Raw genomic sequence first — 19,752 nt, forward strand, 5'->3', positions numbered from 1 at the left:
ATAGGTCAGAGGTGGAAGCATGGCGACATGTGGAGCTGACTGATACTAATCGATCGAGGACTTAACCACAAAGAGTCATTTTTAAATGAACAACACGGCAATACCGGTATTCTTGACATCAATTCTTTATCTAGTTTTGAAGGAACAAACCCTTCAATTGAATATTCGTCTGGTGATTATGGCGAAGAGGTCACACCCGTTCCCATGCCGAACACGGAAGTTAAGCTCTTCAGCGCCGATGGTAGTTGGGGGATCTCCCCCTGTGAGAGTAGGACATCGCCAGGCAAATAGAAAAAAGGGCAGCTCTTAGGAGTTGTTCTTTTTTTGTGTTGTTGTATGGAGTAAAACGATAAAGGTATAGCAGTGTATAATGTTAACTAAAAACGTCTTCTCATTTATTTTATTAAAAGCATCAAATTTCCTCCATTCAAGCCCGTTATTTGTCTATTTTAATAAAAAACCTCGGCCTGGTTGGAAAAGTAAGTCATGTTCTTATTAAAAACGTGCCCATTTTGTATAAATATCAATAAATTGAGAATCAGGTTGGTGGCTAGATCCAAGATATTATCGAAGATCGACTTTTTATTATCGAAATCAACGAATGTATTATCGGAAATCGAACTTTTATTATCGAAACAGAAAATCCTTTTTTCAAATGCATTACGATATTATCGACTCCGTCTTCTTATTAGCGCAAACCTGCATTTACTATCAAAACCGAAACTGAGACTTTATCAAGAGTCCAAATATATAACGCCTCCTTTAATATCGAATATGCCAACCGGTAGATCAACCCCGTACCCGCCGCCAACAATCTCCTACAATACACCGACCTTCCATACCGGCAAACCATATCCGCCCTCTAACCAAGTTCCAACCCAACCACTAAAACATCACCCATTAACCCCCCACATCCCCAAAACATACACTATCCCAGGCAGCATCAAACACCCATCACAATCTCAAACAACATCCATTTTATACGTTTAAAAGTTTTCCAAAACAGGAAAACTTCTAAGAGTGAGTTCTCAATTGCAAAGTTCGGGGCTCGATTGTATAATTATAGTCAAATATAGTCAAAGTCAAAATGAGGAGGAGGTCTGATGAGGAACATTTCCGACATCATTGAAAATTATTTAAAGAATGTTTTGGATCTCAGTGAAAGTGAAATAGTCGAAATAAAAAGAAGCGAAATTGCGGATAAGTTTCAATGTGTTCCTTCTCAAATTAATTATGTGATCAATACCCGTTTCACAATCGAGAGAGGGTATGTGGTTGAGAGTAAAAGGGGCGGAGGGGGCTATATCCGGATTATGAAGGTAAAGGCCCATGATCAGGTCCATCTTATAGATCAGCTTGTATCACTGGTGACGAAAGCGGTCAGTCAAACTACGGCAGCAGATATTATTTTCAGACTGGTAGAGGAAGATATCATTTCTGCGCGGGAAGCCAAGATCATGCTGAGCGTAATGGATCGTTCCGTGATCATGGTTGAATTGCCTGAAAGGGATATACTGCGCGGCAGAATGTTAAAGGCTATGCTTGATAGCTTGAAGTATGAGTAAGGTTGAGAGGTGAGTTGGATGATATGTCAAGAATGCAATGAGAGGCCGGCCACTCTTCATTTTACAAAAGTGGTGAACGGGGAAAAGACGGAAGTGCATTTGTGTGAACACTGTGCCCAGGACAAGGGAGATCAGTTTATGTTTGATTCTTCACCTGGATTTTCAGTTAACAACTTATTGGCCGGACTCCTTAATATATCACCTGCCTTAAAGCAGGCGAAAACTTCAGAGGTTCCTCAGCAAGAGGTTTTACAATGTGAAAAATGCAAGATGACGTTTCAGCAGTTCGTCAAAGTGGGGCGGTTTGGATGTGCTCACTGTTACGAGACCTTCAAATCCCAGCTTGATCCCATTTTAAAAAGAGTGCACAGCGGCAATGTCGAACATCACGGGAAAGTTCCCGAACGAATGGGCGGGGCCATCCATATAAAGAAAAAGATTCTGGAATTGAGGACAGATTTACAGAACTCGATCGAAAATGAGGAGTTTGAGAAAGCGGCCGAAATCAGAGATGAAATCCGCTCCCTTGAAAAAGAGGTTAAAAAAGAGGGAGGGGATGCGCAATGAGTCTTGAGAGATTCTTAAGTAATGCCGTCAGCTCTTGGATGAATGATGAAGGTCCGAATTCGGATATCGTACTCAGCTCCCGGGTCCGACTAGCCCGCAATTTTACCGATTTCCGTTTCTCAACGCTGTATTCAGCGGAAGAAGCGAAAGAAATTGTGAGCACGGTGAGGGGTAAAGTCCCTCATTACCCAAAAGCTTTAGGTCAATTAGAATTTCTGGCCACGAATGAGATTCAACCTCTTCAAAAAAGGGTATTGATGGAGAAACACCTCATTAGTCCGAATTTAGCGGAAAACGAGAATGAAGGTGCAGTTCTTTTATCAAATGAAGAAGATGTAAGCATTATGATAAACGAAGAAGACCATATTCGAATACAGTGTCTATATCCGGGATTGCAGCTGAAAGAAGCGTTGAACCGGGCCAATGAAATCGACGATTGGTTTGAAAGTGAATTCGATTATGCGTTTGATGAGAAACACGGATACTTAACGACGTGCCCGACGAATGTTGGCACGGGCCTCAGGGCCTCTGTCATGATGCACCTTCCCGGGCTTGTACTGACCCAGCAGTTGAACCGCATCATTCCTGCTATCAACCAGCTCGGGCTGGTGGTGAGGGGTATTTACGGTGAAGGAAGTGAAGCCCTCGGAAACATCTTTCAAATTTCGAATCAGATCACGTTAGGAAAATCTGAAGAGGATATTGTGGAAGACTTATTAAGCGTCGTAAGGCAGATCATCGAAAAAGAAGAGTCCGCACGGGAAGCATTAGTCAAGACATCAAACATACAATTAGAAGACAGAGTGTTCCGGTCTCTCGGGGTGCTCGAACACAGCCGCATCATCGAGTCCAAGGAAGCAGCGAAATGTTTATCCGATGTAAGACTTGGAATCGATTTAGGATACATCAAAAACATATCCAAGAATATATTGAATGAACTAATGATTTTGACTCAGCCGGGGTTCCTTCAGCAATACTCGGGAGGGCCCCTCAGACCGAATGAACGAGACATAAGAAGGTCTTCTTTGATACGAGAGCGAATTAAATTAGATAAAGACGCATGTGAGGAGGAAGAATAATATGATGTTTGGTCGATTTACAGAAAGAGCACAAAAGGTATTGGCACTTGCTCAAGAAGAAGCAATCCGCTTGGCGCACAGTAATATTGGCACTGAACATATTTTATTGGGACTTGTCCGTGAAGGCGAAGGTATTGCAGCAAAAGCTTTGACTGCACTGGGACTAAGCCCGGAAAAAATCCAGAAGGAAGTAGAAGGCCTCATCGGGAAAGGCACCGAGAAGTCCCAGACGATCCACTATACACCGAGAGCGAAGAAGGTCATCGAACTGTCGATGGATGAAGCGCGCAAGCTTGGCCACTCATATGTAGGTACGGAACATATTTTACTCGGTTTGATCCGTGAAGGTGAAGGCGTGGCAGCGAGAGTACTTGGAAACCTCGGCGTCAGCTTGAATAAGGCAAGGCAGCAGGTGCTTCAGCTTCTTGGCAGTAATGATTCGAACAATCATCAGGGAGGCGGCAGCACCAATGCGAACACCCCGACGCTAGACAGCCTGGCCCGTGATTTGACTGCAATTGCCCGTGAAGGAAGCCTTGATCCCGTTATCGGGCGAAGCAAGGAAATCCAGCGTGTCATCGAGGTATTGAGCCGACGCACGAAAAACAACCCGGTACTGATCGGGGAGCCCGGCGTAGGTAAAACGGCGATTGCAGAAGGGCTTGCCCAGCAGATCATCGCTAACGAAGTTCCGGAGATCCTCCGTGACAAGCGCGTTATGACGCTCGATATGGGAACGGTTGTTGCGGGTACGAAATACCGCGGAGAGTTTGAAGACCGCCTGAAGAAAGTGATGGATGAAATCCGTCAGGCAGGAAACATCATCCTCTTCATCGATGAGCTTCATACCTTGATCGGTGCCGGCGGGGCAGAGGGAGCGATCGATGCTTCCAATATCCTTAAACCGTCACTTGCACGCGGTGAACTTCAATGTATCGGCGCGACTACGCTTGATGAGTACCGCAAGTATATTGAAAAGGATGCAGCCCTCGAACGCCGCTTCCAGCCTATCCAGGTGAATGAGCCGACAGCAGAGGAGTCCATCCAGATCTTGAAGGGTCTCCGTGACCGCTATGAAGCCCACCACCGTGTATCGATCACGGATCATGCAATTGAGGCTGCGGTCAAATTATCAGACCGTTACATTTCAGACCGGTTCCTGCCGGATAAAGCGATTGATTTAATAGATGAAGCAGGCTCTAAAGTCCGCCTTCGTTCATATACAACCCCTCCGAATCTGAAGGAGCTTGAATCAAAGCTTGAAGAGATCCGCAAAGAAAAAGATGCTGCGGTTCAAAGCCAGGAGTTTGAAAAAGCCGCGTCACTTCGGGATACAGAGCAGAAGCTTCGCGAAGAGCTGGAAGAGACCAAGAATACGTGGAAAGAAAAGCAGGGACAGGAAAATACAGAGGTGACCGTCGAAGATATCGCGACAGTCGTATCAAACTGGACGGGAGTGCCTGTATCTAAACTTGCGCAGACAGAAACGGACCGTCTGTTGAAGCTCGAAGAAATCCTTCATTCAAGGGTGATCGGCCAGTCTGAAGCGGTAGTGGCCGTTTCAAAAGCTGTACGCCGTGCCCGCGCTGGACTGAAGGACCCTAAGCGTCCGATCGGTTCCTTCATATTCCTCGGGCCTACCGGTGTAGGGAAGACCGAGCTTGCCCGCGCGCTCGCAGAGTCCATGTTCGGTGATGAGGAAGCGATGATCCGGATTGACATGTCCGAGTACATGGAAAAGCATTCGACTTCAAGACTCGTCGGGTCTCCTCCAGGCTACGTGGGGTACGATGAAGGCGGACAGCTGACGGAAAAAGTGCGCCGCAAGCCTTACTCCGTCATCCTGCTGGATGAGATTGAAAAAGCTCACCCGGATGTCTTCAATATCCTGCTTCAAGTACTTGAAGACGGGCGATTGACTGACTCGAAAGGCAGAACGGTCGACTTCAGGAATACTGTGCTCATCATGACATCGAACGTCGGTGCACAGTCGCTGAAGAGCAATAAGTATGTCGGCTTCAACATCCAGGATGGAAAAGAAGATTACAAAGATATGAAAGGGAAGGTCATGGAAGAGCTTAAGAGAGCATTCCGTCCCGAGTTCCTTAACCGTATCGATGAAATCATCGTCTTCCACTCTTTAGAGAAAGATCATTTAAAAGAAATCGTCACGCTGATGTCCGATCAGCTAACAAAACGCCTGAAGGAACAGGATATCCATATCGAGCTGTCATCCGCTGCAAAAGAAAAGATTGCGGATGAAGGATTCGATCCTGAATACGGGGCCAGACCGCTGCGCCGTGCGATTCAAAAGCACGTCGAAGATAAGCTGTCAGAAGAGCTTCTCAGAGGAAAAGTCCTGACAGGCCAAAATATCCTGATAGACGTCGAAGATAAAGAATTCGTCGTAAAAGTAAAAGAAGAAGCAAATACCACTACCTAATCACCTGGTGAAAAGAGGTACACGTACAAGAAAGGCGTGTACCTCTTTTTTGATAATTTATTATTGATGATTTGTTGGGATTTCTTAATCTGCTCCAGCGGTTGATTGGAGTGCAAGACGAAGACTCCTGCGGGAGAAGTGGCCAATGTGAGACCTGTCTAGCTGCGGGGCTTAGAGGCACATGACATAAGTCAATTCGCCCAAGAAGGCAGAGAACGCCTTCATGGCCGATTCGCCTTATGCCACCCGCCTCTGAGCAAAGCCCCTCCGCTTTTCCGACCCGCAGGCGAAGCCGAGGAGGCTCACGGGCTACCCGCGGAAAGCGAAGTCTTGCACGGAAATCAAAAGCGGTATTGTAAGTGCAAGACTGGAAATCTTTCATACATACACCCGAAGGGCTTTTCATTGAAAGGATTACACAAAATCGTTACAATCAATCCAATAGGATTGGTATGAATCGACGTTCGTTAAAATAGAGTAGAAGAGGAGAAGACTGATTTGGCAAAGAAAAAGACGAAATTTGTATGTTCTTCGTGCGGATACGAATCTCCTAAATGGATGGGGAAATGTCCAGGGTGCGGTGAGTGGAATACGATGGTAGAAGAGGTGGCCATCACCGGGAAACAGCCCAGGGCTGCTTTTATGCACAGCGAGAAAACGGGACCTTCGAAGGCTGAGAAACTATCATCCATCGAAACCAGACAGGAGCCGCGGGTACTGACCGAATCCCGGGAATTGAACCGGGTCCTCGGCGGCGGTGTTGTACCTGGCTCGCTGGTTTTAATAGGGGGAGATCCGGGTATAGGGAAATCTACTTTACTGCTTCAGGTTTCCTCGCAGCTGGCACAGCAAAATCAGAAAGTCTTGTATATTTCAGGGGAAGAATCGATCAAGCAGACAAAACTGCGAGCTGATCGATTGAATATAAAGGGCGACGAACTATATATTTATGCAGAAACTAATTTGGAATCCATCCACCAGACGATCGAGCATCTGGAGCCTGATTTTGTGATCATCGACTCCATACAGACGATTTATCATCCTGAAGTGACATCCGCCCCGGGCAGCGTTTCCCAGGTTCGTGAATGTACGGCGGATTTGATGAGAATCGGAAAAACGAAAGGCATTGCGATCTTCATTGTGGGGCATGTTACTAAAGAAGGTTCGATTGCAGGACCGAGACTGCTCGAACATATGGTTGATACGGTTCTTTATTTTGAAGGAGAGCGCCATCATTCCTATCGTATTTTAAGAGCGGTGAAAAACCGTTTTGGATCGACGAATGAGATGGGTATATTCGAAATGAAAGAATTGGGGCTTGAAGAGGTGGCCAATCCTTCTGAGATATTCCTTGAGGAGCGTTCTGAAGGAGCGACAGGATCCACCGTCGTCGCTTCGATGGAAGGGACGCGGCCTGTGCTTGTTGAAATCCAGGCGCTGGTCACGCCGACAAGTTTTAATAATCCGCGCCGTATGGCGACCGGGATCGAGCACAGCCGGGTTTCCTTGATCATGGCTGTATTGGAGAAGCGTGTGGGAATGCTCTTGCAGCAGCAGGATGCCTATCTCAAAGTGGCCGGCGGGGTGAAGCTTGACGAACCGGCAATCGACTTGGCGGTGGCTGCGAGCATCGCTTCCAGTTTCCGGGATAAAGCTTCCAACCCCCATGACTGCATCATCGGGGAAGTAGGGCTTACCGGTGAGATCAGGAGAGTTTCGAGAATTGAACAACGGGTCCAGGAAGCAGCCAAATTAGGGTTCAAACGTGTGATCGTACCCCAAAATAATTTGAGCGGATGGCACCCGCCTTCTGATATCAATGTAGTGGGAGTAGCCACGATAAATGAGGCATTGTCCCTTATTTTAGGAGGATAAAGAGGTATGGAAGAGAAAAAAACCGAGAAATCGATTTCTGATATATTGCAGTTTGTCGCGCCCGGTGCGCCGATCAGAGAGGGTATAGATAATGTGCTTCGGGCAAAAACGGGAGGGCTGATCGTTGTCGGTTATAATGACAAAGTCAGATCTGTGGTCGATGGCGGATTTCATATTAACAGCCCTTTTTCCCCGAGCTATTTGTATGAACTTGCAAAGATGGACGGCGCGATTATTTTAAATGATGCCGGTACGAAGATTCTGTATGCCAATGCCCAGCTGGCTCCTGATGTGTACGTGCCTTCCACTGAAACCGGAATGAGGCACCGGACGGCGGAGAGGGTTGCGAGGCAGACAAATGCCCTCGTGATTGCCATTTCACAGAGACGCAATGTCATAACGCTTTATCAGGGTGGTTTCCGATATGCGCTCAAGGATATTTCGGTTATTTTAACAAAGGCAAATCAGGCCATTCAGACATTGGAAAAGTACAAAGTCGTACTTGATCAGAGTATTTCAAATCTGTCTGTCCTGGAGTTTGAAGAGCTTGTCACCTATGGCGACCTTCTTCAGGTACTTCACCGATTTGAGATGGTTCTGCGCATCAAGAATGAACTGCTGACGTACCTGAGTGAGCTTGGGACGGAAGGAAGGCTGATCCGCCTGCAGATGAATGAGCTGCTTGCGGACATTGAAGAGGAAGCGATGCTCATCATCAGGGATTATGCACATAACCGGGACATCAAGCCATTTGAAGTGCTGTATAAATTCCAGGAACTTGTACACTCTGAGGTACTCGATGATAATGTCCTCCTAAAACTTCTCGGCCACCATGGCTATGTGCATCACGATGATGCCATCTGCCCGCGGGGATACCGCGTGCTGAATAAGATCCCCCGTCTTCCGATTGTCATCATTGAAAACCTGATCACGGAATTCGAGTCACTGCCGAAAGTGTGCAGTGCTTCAGTGGATGACCTGGACGAAGTGGAAGGAATCGGGGAAGTAAGGGCAAGAAAAATCAAAGAAGGTCTCAAACTCATAAAAGAACAGACGTTCGCAGACCGTCAATTGTAAAAGCTAGTCATAAAGGCCCTGTTATGGTACAATGGTATCTTTTTCAAAAAATTGACAGTCAGACCCGGACATGTTAGCCTTTTTTTAAGACCCTCATTAGAATTGGGTCCACTGTATCAAAATATTTCTTTTGGGTTAAATTCACGAAGTTTTCCTATTTCGGACGTTTTAAAAATAGTAAATTGTTTATAATGAGTAGGAGGAGGTGAGGGAATGTTAAAGAATATCGTGAAAGCATGCTTCCTTATCGTAGGCGGGACACTTGGGATCTTTCTTCTTCCCGAATTGTTAACCGTACTAAATTTATCTGACATTCCTTTGTTAAATAACCCTTATATGACTGCCATATTTGGTGCCATTATCTTTTATATTCTTACGTTTTGGGCGGTCGAGTACGTAGTCAATTTCGTTAAGTGGTTTGAAGATAGTCTTGTAAAGGCGCCTGTAACTGATTTATTATTCGGAAGCCTCGGCTTGATTATCGGACTTTTTGTAGCTTATTTATTTGGTATTCCTTTTAACCAGATGGAAATTCCGATCGTGAACACGGTCGTTCCCATTCTATTAACTTTGATTCTTGGTTATCTGGGATTCCAGGTTGGCTTTAAAAAGAGAGATGAACTGATGAACCTGTTTCCGGCTGCCGGCAAAGGCAGGAAAAAGGGGTCTGAGGAAGACCTTGAAGAAAACGGGGTTAAAACACTTAAGATTTTGGATACAAGCGTAATCATCGACGGACGTATCGCGGATATCTGTCAGACCGGATTCCTTGAAGGAATCGTTGTCATTCCTCAATTTGTCTTGGAAGAGCTTCAGCATATTGCCGATTCATCGGATGTGTTAAAACGAAACCGTGGACGAAGAGGACTTGATATCTTAAACCGTATCCAGAAAGAACTGCCGGTCGAGGTTCAGATTTACGAAGGAGACTTTGAAGAAATCCAGGAAGTTGATTCGAAGCTTGTGAAACTGGCAAAGCTTACGAACGGCATCGTCGTGACAAATGACTTCAACCTGAATAAAGTCTGCGATCTTCAAAGTGTACAAGTATTAAATATCAATGATCTTGCAAATGCCGTGAAGCCTGTTGTCCTCCCTGGAGAGGAATTGAAGGTCCAGGTGATAAAAGACGGTAAGGAACATAATCAAGGTATCGCATACTTGGACGATGGAACGATGATCGTCGTCGAAGAAGGCCGCAACTACATCGGCAAATACATCGACGTCCTTGTAACAAGCGTCCTGCAAACATCCGCAGGCCGAATGATCTTCGCCAAACCCAAACAACTCGAAAAAGCACTCTAACAAATAAAAGTGGAAGCGGCTTGCCGTCCAAGCTGAACAATATCAATAAACCAAGTCAGTCTGAAAGGTCTCCAAATCTTTCAGGCTGGCTTATTTTATAACTTTTATTGGCAGATTTCACTGGAAGAAATTATACATATTGTATAGCGGAAGTGTATCAGGCCATACCCAGCGGTTGATTGGAGTGCAGGGCGTAGACTCCTGCGGGAGAAGCGTGTTAGGTGAGACCTGTCCAGCTGCATGGCTTAGAGGCACATGACATAAGTCAACTCGCCCAAGAAGGCAAAGAACGCCTTCGTGGTCGATTCGCCTTATGCCACCCGCCTCTGAGCAAAGCCCTTCCGCTTTTCTAACCCGCAGGCGAAGCCGAGGAGGCTCACGGGTCACCCGCGGAAAGCGAAGTCTTCCACGGAAATCAATAGCGGTATTCAGCGGGTATTTTTTCTCGCATCCTATAATCATTCACCAACTTTGCCCTGACTCCCCCAATACGGTAAGCTATAATAAAGACTGACCAACGAAAGAGACAAAGGAGTTAAGGTATGGAGTATAGAGTTGTCATCCCTGCTGCCGGACAAGGAAAACGAATGAAAGCAGGTAAAAATAAATTGCTGCTCGAGCTGAATAACTGCCCCGTCATCATCCATACACTGCGGGTGTTTGACCGTGATCCGGCCTGCAGAGGCATCTATTTGGCCATCCATCCCGGCGACCGTGAAACGCTCCAGGAATTGATCCAGCGCTTCAGCATCAAAAAGGTAGTGAAACTGGTCGACGGCGGTGAAGAAAGGCAGCACTCTGTCTATAACGCAGTTCTTGAGATCGATGGGGGTATCGTCCTTGTTCATGACGGAGCAAGACCATTCATCAAACAGGCGACGATCCATCAACTCACAGAGGAAGCGGAATCTTCCGGAGCGGCGATTGCCGCTGTCCCGGTGAAAGATACGATCAAGAAAGTAAAGGGCGGCACGGTCGAGGAAACGATCGAACGCTCAAGCTTGTGGATGGTGCAGACCCCGCAGGCATTTCGATTGCCATTACTCAAACGTGCCCATAGTGAAGCGGCCGCGGACGGATTCCTTGGGACTGATGATGCTTCCCTCGCTGAAAGGATTGGCATCGATGTATCGATCGTGGAAAGCGACTACGATAATATAAAACTGACAACACCTGAAGATCTGTATTTTGCAGAAGCGATTGTGAAGAAGCAAGAGGAAATGAGTGGAGGAAATAAATATGTTTAGAATCGGACAAGGTTTTGATGTACATCAATTAACAGAAGGCAGACCATTGATCATGGGCGGGATCACCATCCCGTATGAAAAAGGACTATTGGGGCACTCAGATGCCGACGTACTGCTTCATGCCGTGGCGGATGCATGCCTTGGTGCGGTTGCAGCAGGGGATATCGGTAAGCACTTCCCTGATACAGACCCTGAATTCAAGGATGCGGACTCCGCCAAACTTCTGCAGCACGTCTGGATGCTTGTGAAGGATGAAGGCTATGAGCTTGGAAACATCGACTGTACCATCATCGCCCAAAAGCCAAAAATGGCACCTTACATCGATCAGATGAGGGGACGCATCGCAGAACTCCTTGAAGCTGACATCACCCAGGTAAACGTCAAAGCTACAACCTCAGAAAAACTCGGCTTCACCGGCCGCGGAGAAGGAATAGCCGCCCAGACTACGGTGTTGATACAAAAGAAAGGCGTTTAACTAAGAATAAGAAGCTTTTATATAAATGTACTGTTTTTTGATAGAGCGATTAAGAAGGGAATCATTGTTCCTGCCACTAAGTTGATTGCGGAAGGCACTCGACTCCTGCGGGAAAAGCGAGTCGAGGGAGACCCCACAGGCGCAGAGCGCCGAGGAGGCTCCCGGACCGCCCGCGGAAAGCGAGTGCCTGCCGCGGAAATCAACGGACTCAGTTAGAAGTCTTCACATAGAAATAACCATATAAAAATCCGCTTTATTCCCTCTCACAACGATGTTAAAATAAGCAGAGGATTCTAGCACGTATCTAAAGGAGGAAACACCCATGACAAATGAAGTTCGTGTACGTTATGCCCCGAGTCCAACGGGACATTTACATATCGGTAATGCAAGGACAGCCCTGTTCAACTACCTGTTTGCCCGCAGCGTAAACGGTAAATTCATCATCCGTATTGAAGATACAGATAAAAAGAGAAACATTGAAGGTGGCGAAGAAAGCCAGCTGAAATACCTTCAATGGCTCGGGATCGACTGGGATGAAAGCGTCGATAAACCAGGTGAATACGGACCGTACCGCCAATCAGAGCGTAACCATATCTATGAGCAGTATTTGAACGAGCTGTTAGAAAGCGGTCAGGCCTATAAGTGCTACTGCACCGAGGAAGAACTTGAAGCGGAGCGTGAAGCGCAGACGGAAGCAGGCCAGATGCCGCGGTATTCCGGCAAATGCCGTAATTTAACGCAGGAAGACCAGGAGCGCCTTGCAGCTGAAGGCCGCCAGCCGAGCATTCGTTTCAGAGTGCCTGCAGGCAAAGTGTATACGTTCAATGATATCGTGAAAGAAGACGTTTCCTTCGAATCCGATGGGATCGGTGACTTCGTCATTGCGAAGAAGGACGGAACGCCTACTTATAACTTTGCGGTGGCAGTGGATGATTATTTGATGAAGATCTCTCACGTCCTTCGCGGTGAAGACCATATCTCGAATACACCTAAACAGCTGATGATCTTTGAAGCATTTGGGTGGGAAGCGCCTGTATATGGTCATATGACATTGATTGTAAATGAAAGCCGCAAAAAGTTGAGCAAGCGTGATGAAAGCATCATTCAATTCATTGAACAGTATGAAGCCCTCGGCTATCTGCCGGAAGCGTTATTCAACTTCATTGCGCTATTGGGCTGGTCGCCTAAAGGGGAAGAGGAATTGTTCTCGAGAGAAGAGTTCATTGAAATCTTCGATCCTGAACGTTTATCGACTTCTTCAGCGCTGTTTGACAACCAGAAGCTGACTTGGATGAACAATCAATACATGAAGAATCTTGAGCTCGATCAAGTGGTGGAACTTTCACTTCCTCATCTGGTTAAGGCGGGCAAGCTTGAAGAGCCGATGACAGATGAGAAGCGTGAATGGGCAAAAGGCGTCATTTCACTTTATCAGGAGCAAATGAGCTTTGGTGCAGAGATTGTGGAATTGTCCGAGATGTTCTTCAAGACGGACCTTGACTATGATGCAGATGCAAAGGCTGTCCTGGATGAAGAGCAGGTGCCGGAAGTCCTTAAGGCATTCCTTGAAGAGATTGATGCGCTTGAAAACTACGAAGCGGCTGAAATCAAAAAATCGATCAAGGCCGTTCAAAAATCGACCGGACATAAAGGGAAAAAGCTGTTCATGCCGATCCGTGCTGCCGTTACCGGTCAGACACACGGTCCTGAATTGCCGAATGCAATCGAGCTTTTAGGGAAAGATAAAGTAAAGCATCGTCTACAGAGCCTTTTAGGTTAACATTTCTGGATAAATGTAATATAGTAAGAGTACCAATTAATTAATGATATCGCGTTGATGAGGAGAAGTAAGAAAAGGACGCTTAGAAGAGAGAACCATCACCGGCTGAAAGTGGTTCAGGCCTCTCCCTTTCTGAAATGCACCTCAGAGCCCGCTGCTGAAATAAGTAGGCAGCGGCGGTTTCCTGCCGTTAACAGGTCGAGGTGGAGGAGATTTATGCTTCTCAATCAGAGTGGAACCGCGCTGCCGATGCGTCTCTGTCGTTATGACAGGGGCGTTTTTTTATTTTCAAGAAAAATAATTCAAATCTAAGAAGTGGCCAGCTCCAGTGCCCGGCAAATCGAGACGTTCCGGACTGACAATGAAGTCAAAGAACGACTTCACTGGTCGGAACAAAATCGTTGGTCGGGCCTGAACAAAGTGTTTGCGCTTTTCCAGATAGGAGGGAAGACGATGTTTAAGACATTCAAGGAAGATATCGATGTGGTGTTCGATCAGGATCCGGCTGCCAGGAGCTATATCGAAGTGATTCTGACATATTCGGGCCTTCATGCCATCTGGTCCCACCGGATCGCGCATGCGTTTTTCAAACGGAAGTTTTTCTTCCTGGCCAGGGTGATTTCACAAATCAGCCGGTTCTTCACCGGGATCGAGATCCATCCGGGGGCGAAGATCGGCCGCAGGTTCTTCATTGACCACGGTATGGGAGTGGTGATCGGGGAAACGTGTGAGATAGGCGATAATGTGACGATTTTCCAGGGGGTGACCCTTGGGGGGACCGGCAAGGAAAAAGGGAAACGCCATCCGACGATCCATGATAATGCACTGGTTGCAACCGGTGCGAAGGTACTGGGCTCGATCATAGTCGGCGAGAATTCCAAAGTCGGTGCCGGATCTGTTGTGTTGAAGGATGTGCCCCCGAACTCCACTGTTGTCGGCATACCGGGAAGAATTGTGATAAGGGATGGAGTAAAGGTGCAGAAGGACCTGAATCACAGCAATCTGCCCGATCCTGTTTACGACCGGATGAAACAGATGCAGGAAGAAATCGATGAACTGAAAACACTACTTAAGGACCATGAGGGAAGGAGTCGATCATTGTGACGATTCGTTTATATAATACGTTAACCAGAAAGAAAGAGGAATTTCAGCCGCTGGAAGAGGGTAAAGTGAAGATGTATGTGTGCGGGCCGACCGTATACAACTATATTCATATCGGAAATGCCCGTCCTGCCATCGTATTTGATACAGTCAGACGTTATTTGGAATATAGAGGGTATGATGTCCAATTCGTATCCAATTTCACAGATGTCGACGACAAGCTGATCAAAGCAGCGAACGAATTGGGCGAAGAGGTGCCTGCGATCGCCAAGCGTTTCATCGAGGCATACTTCGAGGACACGGGGGCGCTCGGCTGCAAAAAGGCGGATATCCACCCGACCGTTACCGATAACATTCAAACGATCATCGACTTTGTATCGGCTCTTATCGAAAAGGGATATGCTTATGAATCACAAGGTGATGTGTATTACCGTACAAGGAAATTCGAAGGATACGGAAAGCTTTCCCATCAGCCGATCGATGAGCTGAAAGCGGGGGCACGCATCGATTTGGGCGACAAGAAAGAAGATCCGCTTGATTTCGTCCTTTGGAAAGCTGCGAAAGAAGGCGAGATTTCATGGGATAGCCCGTGGGGCGAAGGACGTCCGGGCTGGCATATCGAATGCTCGGCGATGGCTAAGCGTTACCTCGGCGACAGCATCGATATCCATGCCGGGGGACAGGATCTCACTTTCCCTCATCATGAAAATGAAATCGCGCAGTCAGAAGCGCTGACAGGGAAGCCGTTCGCAAAGTACTGGATGCACAACGGCTACATTAATATCGATAACGAAAAAATGTCGAAGTCGCTGGGGAATTTCGTCCTCGTTCACGACATCATCAAGGAACAGGATCCACAAGTCCTCCGTTTCTTCATGCTGTCGGTTCATTACCGCCATCCAATCAACTATAATCTGGAGCTCCTGCAAAATGCCGACACGGCCCTCGACAGGATCAAGACTGCATACGAGAACCTGAAGCACCGCAAGGAATCAAGCACGGACCTGACGGATAACAATCAGGAATGGCTTGATAAGATTGCAGAACTGAAAGAACAATTCATCTCCGAAATGGATGATGATTTTAATACAGCGAATGGAATTTCAGTGCTGTTTGAACTTTCACGCCAGGCGAACTATTATCTGATGGAGAAGAATACAGCCGTACAGGTCATCGATTCCTTCCTTCACCAATTCGAAGATTTCTTCGAGGTGCTGGGTCTCAGCCTGCAAGCTGAAGCGGAACTTCTGGATGAAGAAGTCGAAGAATTGATCGAAAAGCGCATTCAGGCCCGTAAAGACCGGAACTTCCAGCTTGCTGATGAAATCCGTGATACGCTGAAGGAAATGAATATCATTTTAGAAGACACACCGCAGGGTACACGCTGGAAAAGGGGATCCTGATGATATACGAAACAAATGAAAAGATCGACGCTAAACAAATAAATGCCCTTGCCCTTGCCTATATGGGAGATGCCGTCTATGAAACATATGTACGGCAGCTCCTATTGACGAAAGGGAAAATAAAGCCGAACCAGCTTCACCGCGCCGCAACCAATTATGTGTCGGCAAAGGCGCAGGCTGCGTCATTGAAGAAACTGTTTGATGAAGATCTGCTGAGTGAGGAAGAAATCAATATCGTCAAGCGCGGGCGCAATGCGAAATCGGGAAGCGTCCCAAAGAATACCGATGTACAGACGTATAACCACAGTACCGCTTTTGAAGCGCTGATCGGGTATTTATTTTTACTGAATAGGACTGAGCGGCTGGAAGAGCTGATCACCATCATATTCGAACAGAAAGGAAAGGAGGAGTAAGCGATGAGCAAAGATTTTATCGGTGGAAGAAATCCCGTCATCGAAGCACTGAAATCGGGGAGGGAAATTAATAAGATCTGGATTGCCGAAGGCTCCCAGAAGGGTTCGATCCAGCAGGTCCTCGGCCTTGCGAAAGAAGCAGGCGTGATGGTCCAATATGTACCAAAAAAGAAAATCGAACAGATGGTCGCAGAAAATCATCAGGGAGTCGTGGCGTCTGTTGCTGCTTATAAATATGCCGAGATCGATGACATTTTCGATAAAGCGGCACAAAAAGGGGAGGACCCGTTCATCCTCATCCTGGACGAGCTTGAAGATCCCCATAACCTCGGCTCCATCATGAGGACGGCGGATGCGTCAGGCGCACATGGGATCATCATTCCTAAACGGCGGGCAGTGGGATTGACCTCGACCGTGGCAAAAGCTTCAACGGGGGCCATCGAACATATCCCTGTTGCACGGGTCACCAACCTCTCGCGAGCGGTGGACGAGCTTAAAGAGCGCGGGGTGTGGGTTGCCGGAACGGATGCAAAAGGCAAGCAGGATTATCGCCAGCTTGACGGGACATTGCCGATCGGTCTTATTATCGGCAGTGAAGGGAAAGGGATGAGCAGGATTCTCCGTGATAAGTGTGACTTCCTCGTCCAGCTTCCAATGGTCGGCCGCGTCACGTCCCTGAATGCCTCGGTGGCAGCCAGTATCTTGATGTACGAGGTTTACCGGAATCGCCATCCGCTGGGAGAATAGGGAATAATGGATATTCTCCTTGTGGATGGATACAACATCATCGGTGCCTGGCCGGAACTGAATGAATTGAAGAATAAAGATCTGGCCGCGGCCCGTGACCGTCTGGTCGAACAGATGGCGGAATATCAGGGGTATACCGGTTACCGGGTTATCGTTGTCTTCGATGCCTACTATGTACAGGGCATCGCGCGCAAGTACAAGAATTATAAGGTGGAAGTGTTATTCACAAGAGAAAATGAAACCGCAGATGAACGCATCGAGAAGCTCGCCATCGAACTCGGGAACATAAAAACCCAGATCCATGTGGCGACTTCCGACTTCACAGAACAATGGGCGATCTTCGGTCAGGGGGCCCTCCGCAAGTCGGCGAGGGAACTTTTAACAGAAATAAATGTGATTGAAAAAAAGATTGAGAGAAAAGTCCGTAAATCCACTGATGATAAGCCTTCTTCCAAGATTCAATTATCCGATGAAGTTGCGGAAATTTTCGAAAAATGGCGCCGAGGGGAACGATGAGCGGTTGACGATTGAATTTTCTGTAATGTATAATATTTCTATCTATTGTTTTGCTCGGGGGGATGTGTGTGAGCAATATCACCAAGAAGGATGCGATTGCCGGTCAATTTGAAAAGATGGATGATGAAGAAATCATAGAAGCGGTCCATCAGGGGAATAGTGAAGCCCTGGATTTCCTGATCAAAAAATATCGGAATTTTGTGAGAGCGAAAGCCCGCTCCTATTTTCTGATCGGGGCGGATAAGGAAGATATCGTCCAGGAAGGCATGATTGGTCTTTATAAAGCAATCCGTGACTATAAAGAGGACAAGCTTACCTCTTTCAAGGCATTTGCCGAACTATGCATCACGAGGCAGATCATCACGGCGATCAAGACGGCGACCCGACAGAAGCATATACCGCTCAATTCGTATGTATCACTGGACAAGCCCATTTATGATGATGAATCTGACAGGACACTGCTGGATGTGATTTCAGGTACGAAGGTGATGAATCCCGAAGAATTGATCATCAATCGTGAAGAGTTCGATAACATGGAAGATAAGATGGCCCAGCTGCTCTCAGACCTTGAGAGGAAAGTCCTGGCACTTTATCTCGATGGACAATCCTATCAGGAAATTTCGGAAGAATTGAACCGTCATGTCAAATCGATTGATAACGCTTTACAGCGTGTGAAGCGGAAGCTTGAAAGATATCTTGAAGTACGGGAGATTACAATGTAATTGTGTTATTGACACAAATTGGTGCTCGTGTTATTTTTGATAGGACTTACTATGTGAATTTTAGGTGAATGATATGACTGCTAAACTAGTACTGGCCTGTTCGGTGTGCGGTTCCAGAAATTACAGTGTTCCAAGTAACCGCAATCAATCGGTGAGGCTGGAATTGAAGAAGTTCTGCAATACATGCAATGCTCACACCCTGCACAGAGAAACGAAATAGGCGGGTGGAAAGTCCTGCGTATTGATATAAGTTGGAGGTTACAAAAGGATGGTTAATTTCTTTCGCAATGTTGCATCAGAGATGAGAAAGGTCAGCTGGCCGAAACGTAAAGAATTAACGCGCTACACGATCACTGTTATCACGACGGTTGTATTCGTTGCTCTATTCTTTGCCGTGATCGATTTAGGCATTTCCGAATTGATGCGTCTGATCATCGGTTCTAAATAGGCTGTTTTCTATAAGGTTGTTGCTTTTAAATTTGCTTGCAGCCTGAATATAGCTTGTGGGCGTGCTCTTTTTGAACTCAAGTTCAAATGAAAGACGGACGGACAAGCCGTAGATACCCAAGTTCAGGCATTTACACGGGTGCAAAGCAATAAAGTATTCGAAATGAGCCCGATAGAAAGATAGAATTAGTTGTATATAACATGCCAAAGCATGGTATAATGAACATTAATAGAGTACATGACCTTTAAGCCCGTTCACTTTTACGGGTTTTTTCATTTGGAGAAAAAAGTCAGAGAGTATTCTTTAAATAGCGAGGAGGGACGGACGCTAAGTCCTATCAGATGGAGAAAAACTGGTATGTAGTCCATACTTATTCAGGGTATGAGAACAAGGTCAAAGCGAACCTTGAGAAGCGTGTTGAATCAATGGGGATGCAGGATAAGATCTTCCGCGTACTCGTACCTGAAGAAGAAGAGACGGATATTAAGAACGGTAAGAAAAAAGTAGTGAAAAAGAAAGTATTCCCAGGCTATGTCATCGTTGAGATCGTCATGACGGATGATTCATGGTATGTAGTCCGCAATACCCCGGGAGTGACAGGTTTCGTCGGTTCAACAGGATCGGGATCAAAGCCTACGCCGCTGCTTCCGGAAGAAGCGACATATCTCTTGAAACAAATGGGTATGGCCGACAAGAAAGTTGAAATAGACTTCGAATTGGGTGAGACGGTAAAAGTGAACGAAGGGCCGTTTGCCAACTTCACAGGAACAATCGAAGAGATCGATTCGGCTAAATCAAAAGTGAAAGTCCATGTGAATATGTTCGGACGGGATACCCCGGTAGAACTTGATTTCTCTCAAATTGATAAATTATAATGGAAAAGAACTTGAAATCACTCAAAAAAAGTGATAATATTTCATAAGTCAGTGCGTCTCGACAAGAGATACTGAAACTAATAAACGTTCTTTATGTTTGATAAAGACATTTTT

At 46.5% G+C, this 19,752-nt stretch carries 19 protein-coding genes, 1 rRNA gene and 1 other annotated feature; all 20 genes read left to right on the top strand.

The window, feature by feature from the left end:
* The first annotated feature begins 168 nt into the window (after positions 1–168).
* The 20 genes from rrf to nusG all read left to right on the top strand — a co-directional run bounded on the left by rrf (position 169) and on the right by nusG (position 19,638).
* A 5S ribosomal RNA gene (gene rrf / locus AS034_RS21235) occupies positions 169–285 on the top strand.
* A gap of 818 nt (positions 286–1,103) precedes the next feature.
* A complete protein-coding gene (locus AS034_RS21240; RefSeq protein ID WP_058300076.1) occupies positions 1,104–1,565 on the top strand; it encodes a CtsR family transcriptional regulator in 462 nt (153 codons plus the stop codon).
* An 18-nt stretch (positions 1,566–1,583) separates the two neighbouring features.
* Positions 1,584–2,132: a protein-arginine kinase activator protein McsA gene (locus tag AS034_RS21245; RefSeq protein ID WP_058300077.1), complete on the top strand. Its 549-nt coding sequence runs from the start codon at positions 1,584–1,586 to the stop codon at positions 2,130–2,132.
* Positions 2,129–3,211: a protein-arginine kinase McsB gene (locus AS034_RS21250; protein ID WP_058300078.1), complete on the top strand. Its 1,083-nt coding sequence runs from the start codon at positions 2,129–2,131 to the stop codon at positions 3,209–3,211. Before AS034_RS21245 ends, AS034_RS21250 begins: the two co-directional genes overlap by 4 nt.
* 1 nt (position 3,212) lies before the next feature.
* Entirely contained in the window at positions 3,213–5,654 is a 2,442-nt protein-coding gene (gene clpC, locus AS034_RS21255; protein ID WP_032085245.1) for an ATP-dependent protease ATP-binding subunit ClpC, read from the top strand.
* 498 nt (positions 5,655–6,152) lie between these two features.
* Positions 6,153–7,529, top strand: a complete 1,377-nt coding sequence (gene radA, locus AS034_RS21260) for a DNA repair protein RadA (protein WP_058300079.1) — start codon at positions 6,153–6,155, stop codon at positions 7,527–7,529.
* Positions 7,530–7,535: 6 nt separating this feature from the next.
* Complete coding sequence (gene disA, locus AS034_RS21265) at positions 7,536–8,606, top strand: DNA integrity scanning diadenylate cyclase DisA (RefSeq protein ID WP_058300080.1); 1,071 nt, start codon at positions 7,536–7,538, stop codon at positions 8,604–8,606.
* A gap of 213 nt (positions 8,607–8,819) precedes the next feature.
* Positions 8,820–9,911, top strand: coding sequence for a PIN/TRAM domain-containing protein (locus AS034_RS21270; RefSeq protein ID WP_032085248.1), 1,092 nt, complete (start codon positions 8,820–8,822; stop codon positions 9,909–9,911).
* 542 nt (positions 9,912–10,453) lie between these two features.
* Positions 10,454–11,158 (top strand): 2-C-methyl-D-erythritol 4-phosphate cytidylyltransferase, encoded by a 705-nt coding sequence (ispD, locus tag AS034_RS21275; RefSeq protein WP_032085249.1) that lies wholly within the window; start codon positions 10,454–10,456, stop codon positions 11,156–11,158.
* Positions 11,151–11,633 carry a 2-C-methyl-D-erythritol 2,4-cyclodiphosphate synthase gene (gene ispF, locus AS034_RS21280; protein WP_058300081.1) on the top strand — a complete coding sequence of 161 codons (483 nt, stop codon included), beginning with the start codon at positions 11,151–11,153 and terminating at the stop codon, positions 11,631–11,633. Before ispD ends, ispF begins: the two co-directional genes overlap by 8 nt.
* Before the next feature lie 322 nt (positions 11,634–11,955).
* Positions 11,956–13,413, top strand: coding sequence for a glutamate--tRNA ligase (gene gltX / locus AS034_RS21285; protein WP_058300082.1), 1,458 nt, complete (start codon positions 11,956–11,958; stop codon positions 13,411–13,413).
* 45 nt (positions 13,414–13,458) lie between these two features.
* Positions 13,459–13,675 (top strand) — a binding site (T-box leader).
* A gap of 191 nt (positions 13,676–13,866) precedes the next feature.
* Positions 13,867–14,517 (top strand): serine O-acetyltransferase, encoded by a 651-nt coding sequence (cysE, locus tag AS034_RS21290; protein ID WP_032085252.1) that lies wholly within the window; start codon positions 13,867–13,869, stop codon positions 14,515–14,517.
* Positions 14,514–15,917, top strand: a complete 1,404-nt coding sequence (gene cysS, locus AS034_RS21295; RefSeq protein WP_058300083.1) for a cysteine--tRNA ligase — start codon at positions 14,514–14,516, stop codon at positions 15,915–15,917. The genes cysE and cysS overlap by 4 nt, the downstream gene beginning before the upstream one ends.
* Positions 15,917–16,330 (top strand): Mini-ribonuclease 3, encoded by a 414-nt coding sequence (locus tag AS034_RS21300; protein ID WP_064563536.1) that lies wholly within the window; start codon positions 15,917–15,919, stop codon positions 16,328–16,330. The genes cysS and AS034_RS21300 overlap by 1 nt, the downstream gene beginning before the upstream one ends.
* 3 nt (positions 16,331–16,333) lie before the next feature.
* Positions 16,334–17,077 carry a 23S rRNA (guanosine(2251)-2'-O)-methyltransferase RlmB gene (gene rlmB / locus AS034_RS21305; protein ID WP_032085254.1) on the top strand — a complete coding sequence of 248 codons (744 nt, stop codon included), beginning with the start codon at positions 16,334–16,336 and terminating at the stop codon, positions 17,075–17,077.
* Positions 17,078–17,083: 6 nt separating this feature from the next.
* Complete coding sequence (locus AS034_RS21310) at positions 17,084–17,593, top strand: NYN domain-containing protein (protein WP_032085255.1); 510 nt, start codon at positions 17,084–17,086, stop codon at positions 17,591–17,593.
* 62 nt (positions 17,594–17,655) lie between these two features.
* Positions 17,656–18,315, top strand: coding sequence for an RNA polymerase sporulation sigma factor SigH (sigH, locus tag AS034_RS21315; protein WP_052011214.1), 660 nt, complete (start codon positions 17,656–17,658; stop codon positions 18,313–18,315).
* 73 nt (positions 18,316–18,388) lie between these two features.
* Entirely contained in the window at positions 18,389–18,535 is a 147-nt protein-coding gene (rpmG, locus tag AS034_RS22565) for a 50S ribosomal protein L33 (RefSeq protein WP_074440105.1), read from the top strand.
* Positions 18,536–18,583: 48 nt separating this feature from the next.
* Complete coding sequence (secE, locus tag AS034_RS21320; protein WP_032085256.1) at positions 18,584–18,763, top strand: preprotein translocase subunit SecE; 180 nt, start codon at positions 18,584–18,586, stop codon at positions 18,761–18,763.
* 341 nt (positions 18,764–19,104) lie between these two features.
* Complete coding sequence (gene nusG, locus AS034_RS21325; protein ID WP_032085257.1) at positions 19,105–19,638, top strand: transcription termination/antitermination protein NusG; 534 nt, start codon at positions 19,105–19,107, stop codon at positions 19,636–19,638.
* Positions 19,639–19,752 lie beyond the last annotated feature (114 nt).

It is taken from the genome of [Bacillus] enclensis (genome assembly GCF_001456935.1).
Taxonomy (GTDB): Bacteria; Bacillota; Bacilli; order Bacillales; family Bacillaceae_B; genus Rossellomorea; species Rossellomorea enclensis.

Excerpts from the sequence above, each read along its gene's own strand:
- AS034_RS21240 (WP_058300076.1), top strand. The coding sequence starts at position 1,104 with ATGAGGAACATTTCCGACATCATTGAAAATTATTTAAAGAATGTTTTG.
- AS034_RS21245 (WP_058300077.1), top strand. The coding sequence starts at position 1,584 with ATGATATGTCAAGAATGCAATGAGAGGCCGGCCACTCTTCATTTTACA.
- AS034_RS21250 (WP_058300078.1), top strand. The coding sequence starts at position 2,129 with ATGAGTCTTGAGAGATTCTTAAGTAATGCCGTCAGCTCTTGGATGAAT.
- clpC (WP_032085245.1), top strand. The coding sequence starts at position 3,213 with ATGATGTTTGGTCGATTTACAGAAAGAGCACAAAAGGTATTGGCACTT.
- disA (WP_058300080.1), top strand. The coding sequence starts at position 7,536 with ATGGAAGAGAAAAAAACCGAGAAATCGATTTCTGATATATTGCAGTTT.
- AS034_RS21270 (WP_032085248.1), top strand. The coding sequence starts at position 8,820 with ATGTTAAAGAATATCGTGAAAGCATGCTTCCTTATCGTAGGCGGGACA.
- ispD (WP_032085249.1), top strand. The coding sequence starts at position 10,454 with ATGGAGTATAGAGTTGTCATCCCTGCTGCCGGACAAGGAAAACGAATG.
- ispF (WP_058300081.1), top strand. The coding sequence starts at position 11,151 with ATGTTTAGAATCGGACAAGGTTTTGATGTACATCAATTAACAGAAGGC.
- gltX (WP_058300082.1), top strand. The coding sequence starts at position 11,956 with ATGACAAATGAAGTTCGTGTACGTTATGCCCCGAGTCCAACGGGACAT.
- cysE (WP_032085252.1), top strand. The coding sequence starts at position 13,867 with ATGTTTAAGACATTCAAGGAAGATATCGATGTGGTGTTCGATCAGGAT.
- AS034_RS21300 (WP_064563536.1), top strand. The coding sequence starts at position 15,917 with ATGATATACGAAACAAATGAAAAGATCGACGCTAAACAAATAAATGCC.
- rlmB (WP_032085254.1), top strand. The coding sequence starts at position 16,334 with ATGAGCAAAGATTTTATCGGTGGAAGAAATCCCGTCATCGAAGCACTG.
- AS034_RS21310 (WP_032085255.1), top strand. The coding sequence starts at position 17,084 with ATGGATATTCTCCTTGTGGATGGATACAACATCATCGGTGCCTGGCCG.
- sigH (WP_052011214.1), top strand. The coding sequence starts at position 17,656 with ATGTGTGTGAGCAATATCACCAAGAAGGATGCGATTGCCGGTCAATTT.
- rpmG (WP_074440105.1), top strand. The coding sequence starts at position 18,389 with ATGACTGCTAAACTAGTACTGGCCTGTTCGGTGTGCGGTTCCAGAAAT.
- secE (WP_032085256.1), top strand. The coding sequence starts at position 18,584 with ATGGTTAATTTCTTTCGCAATGTTGCATCAGAGATGAGAAAGGTCAGC.
- nusG (WP_032085257.1), top strand. The coding sequence starts at position 19,105 with ATGGAGAAAAACTGGTATGTAGTCCATACTTATTCAGGGTATGAGAAC.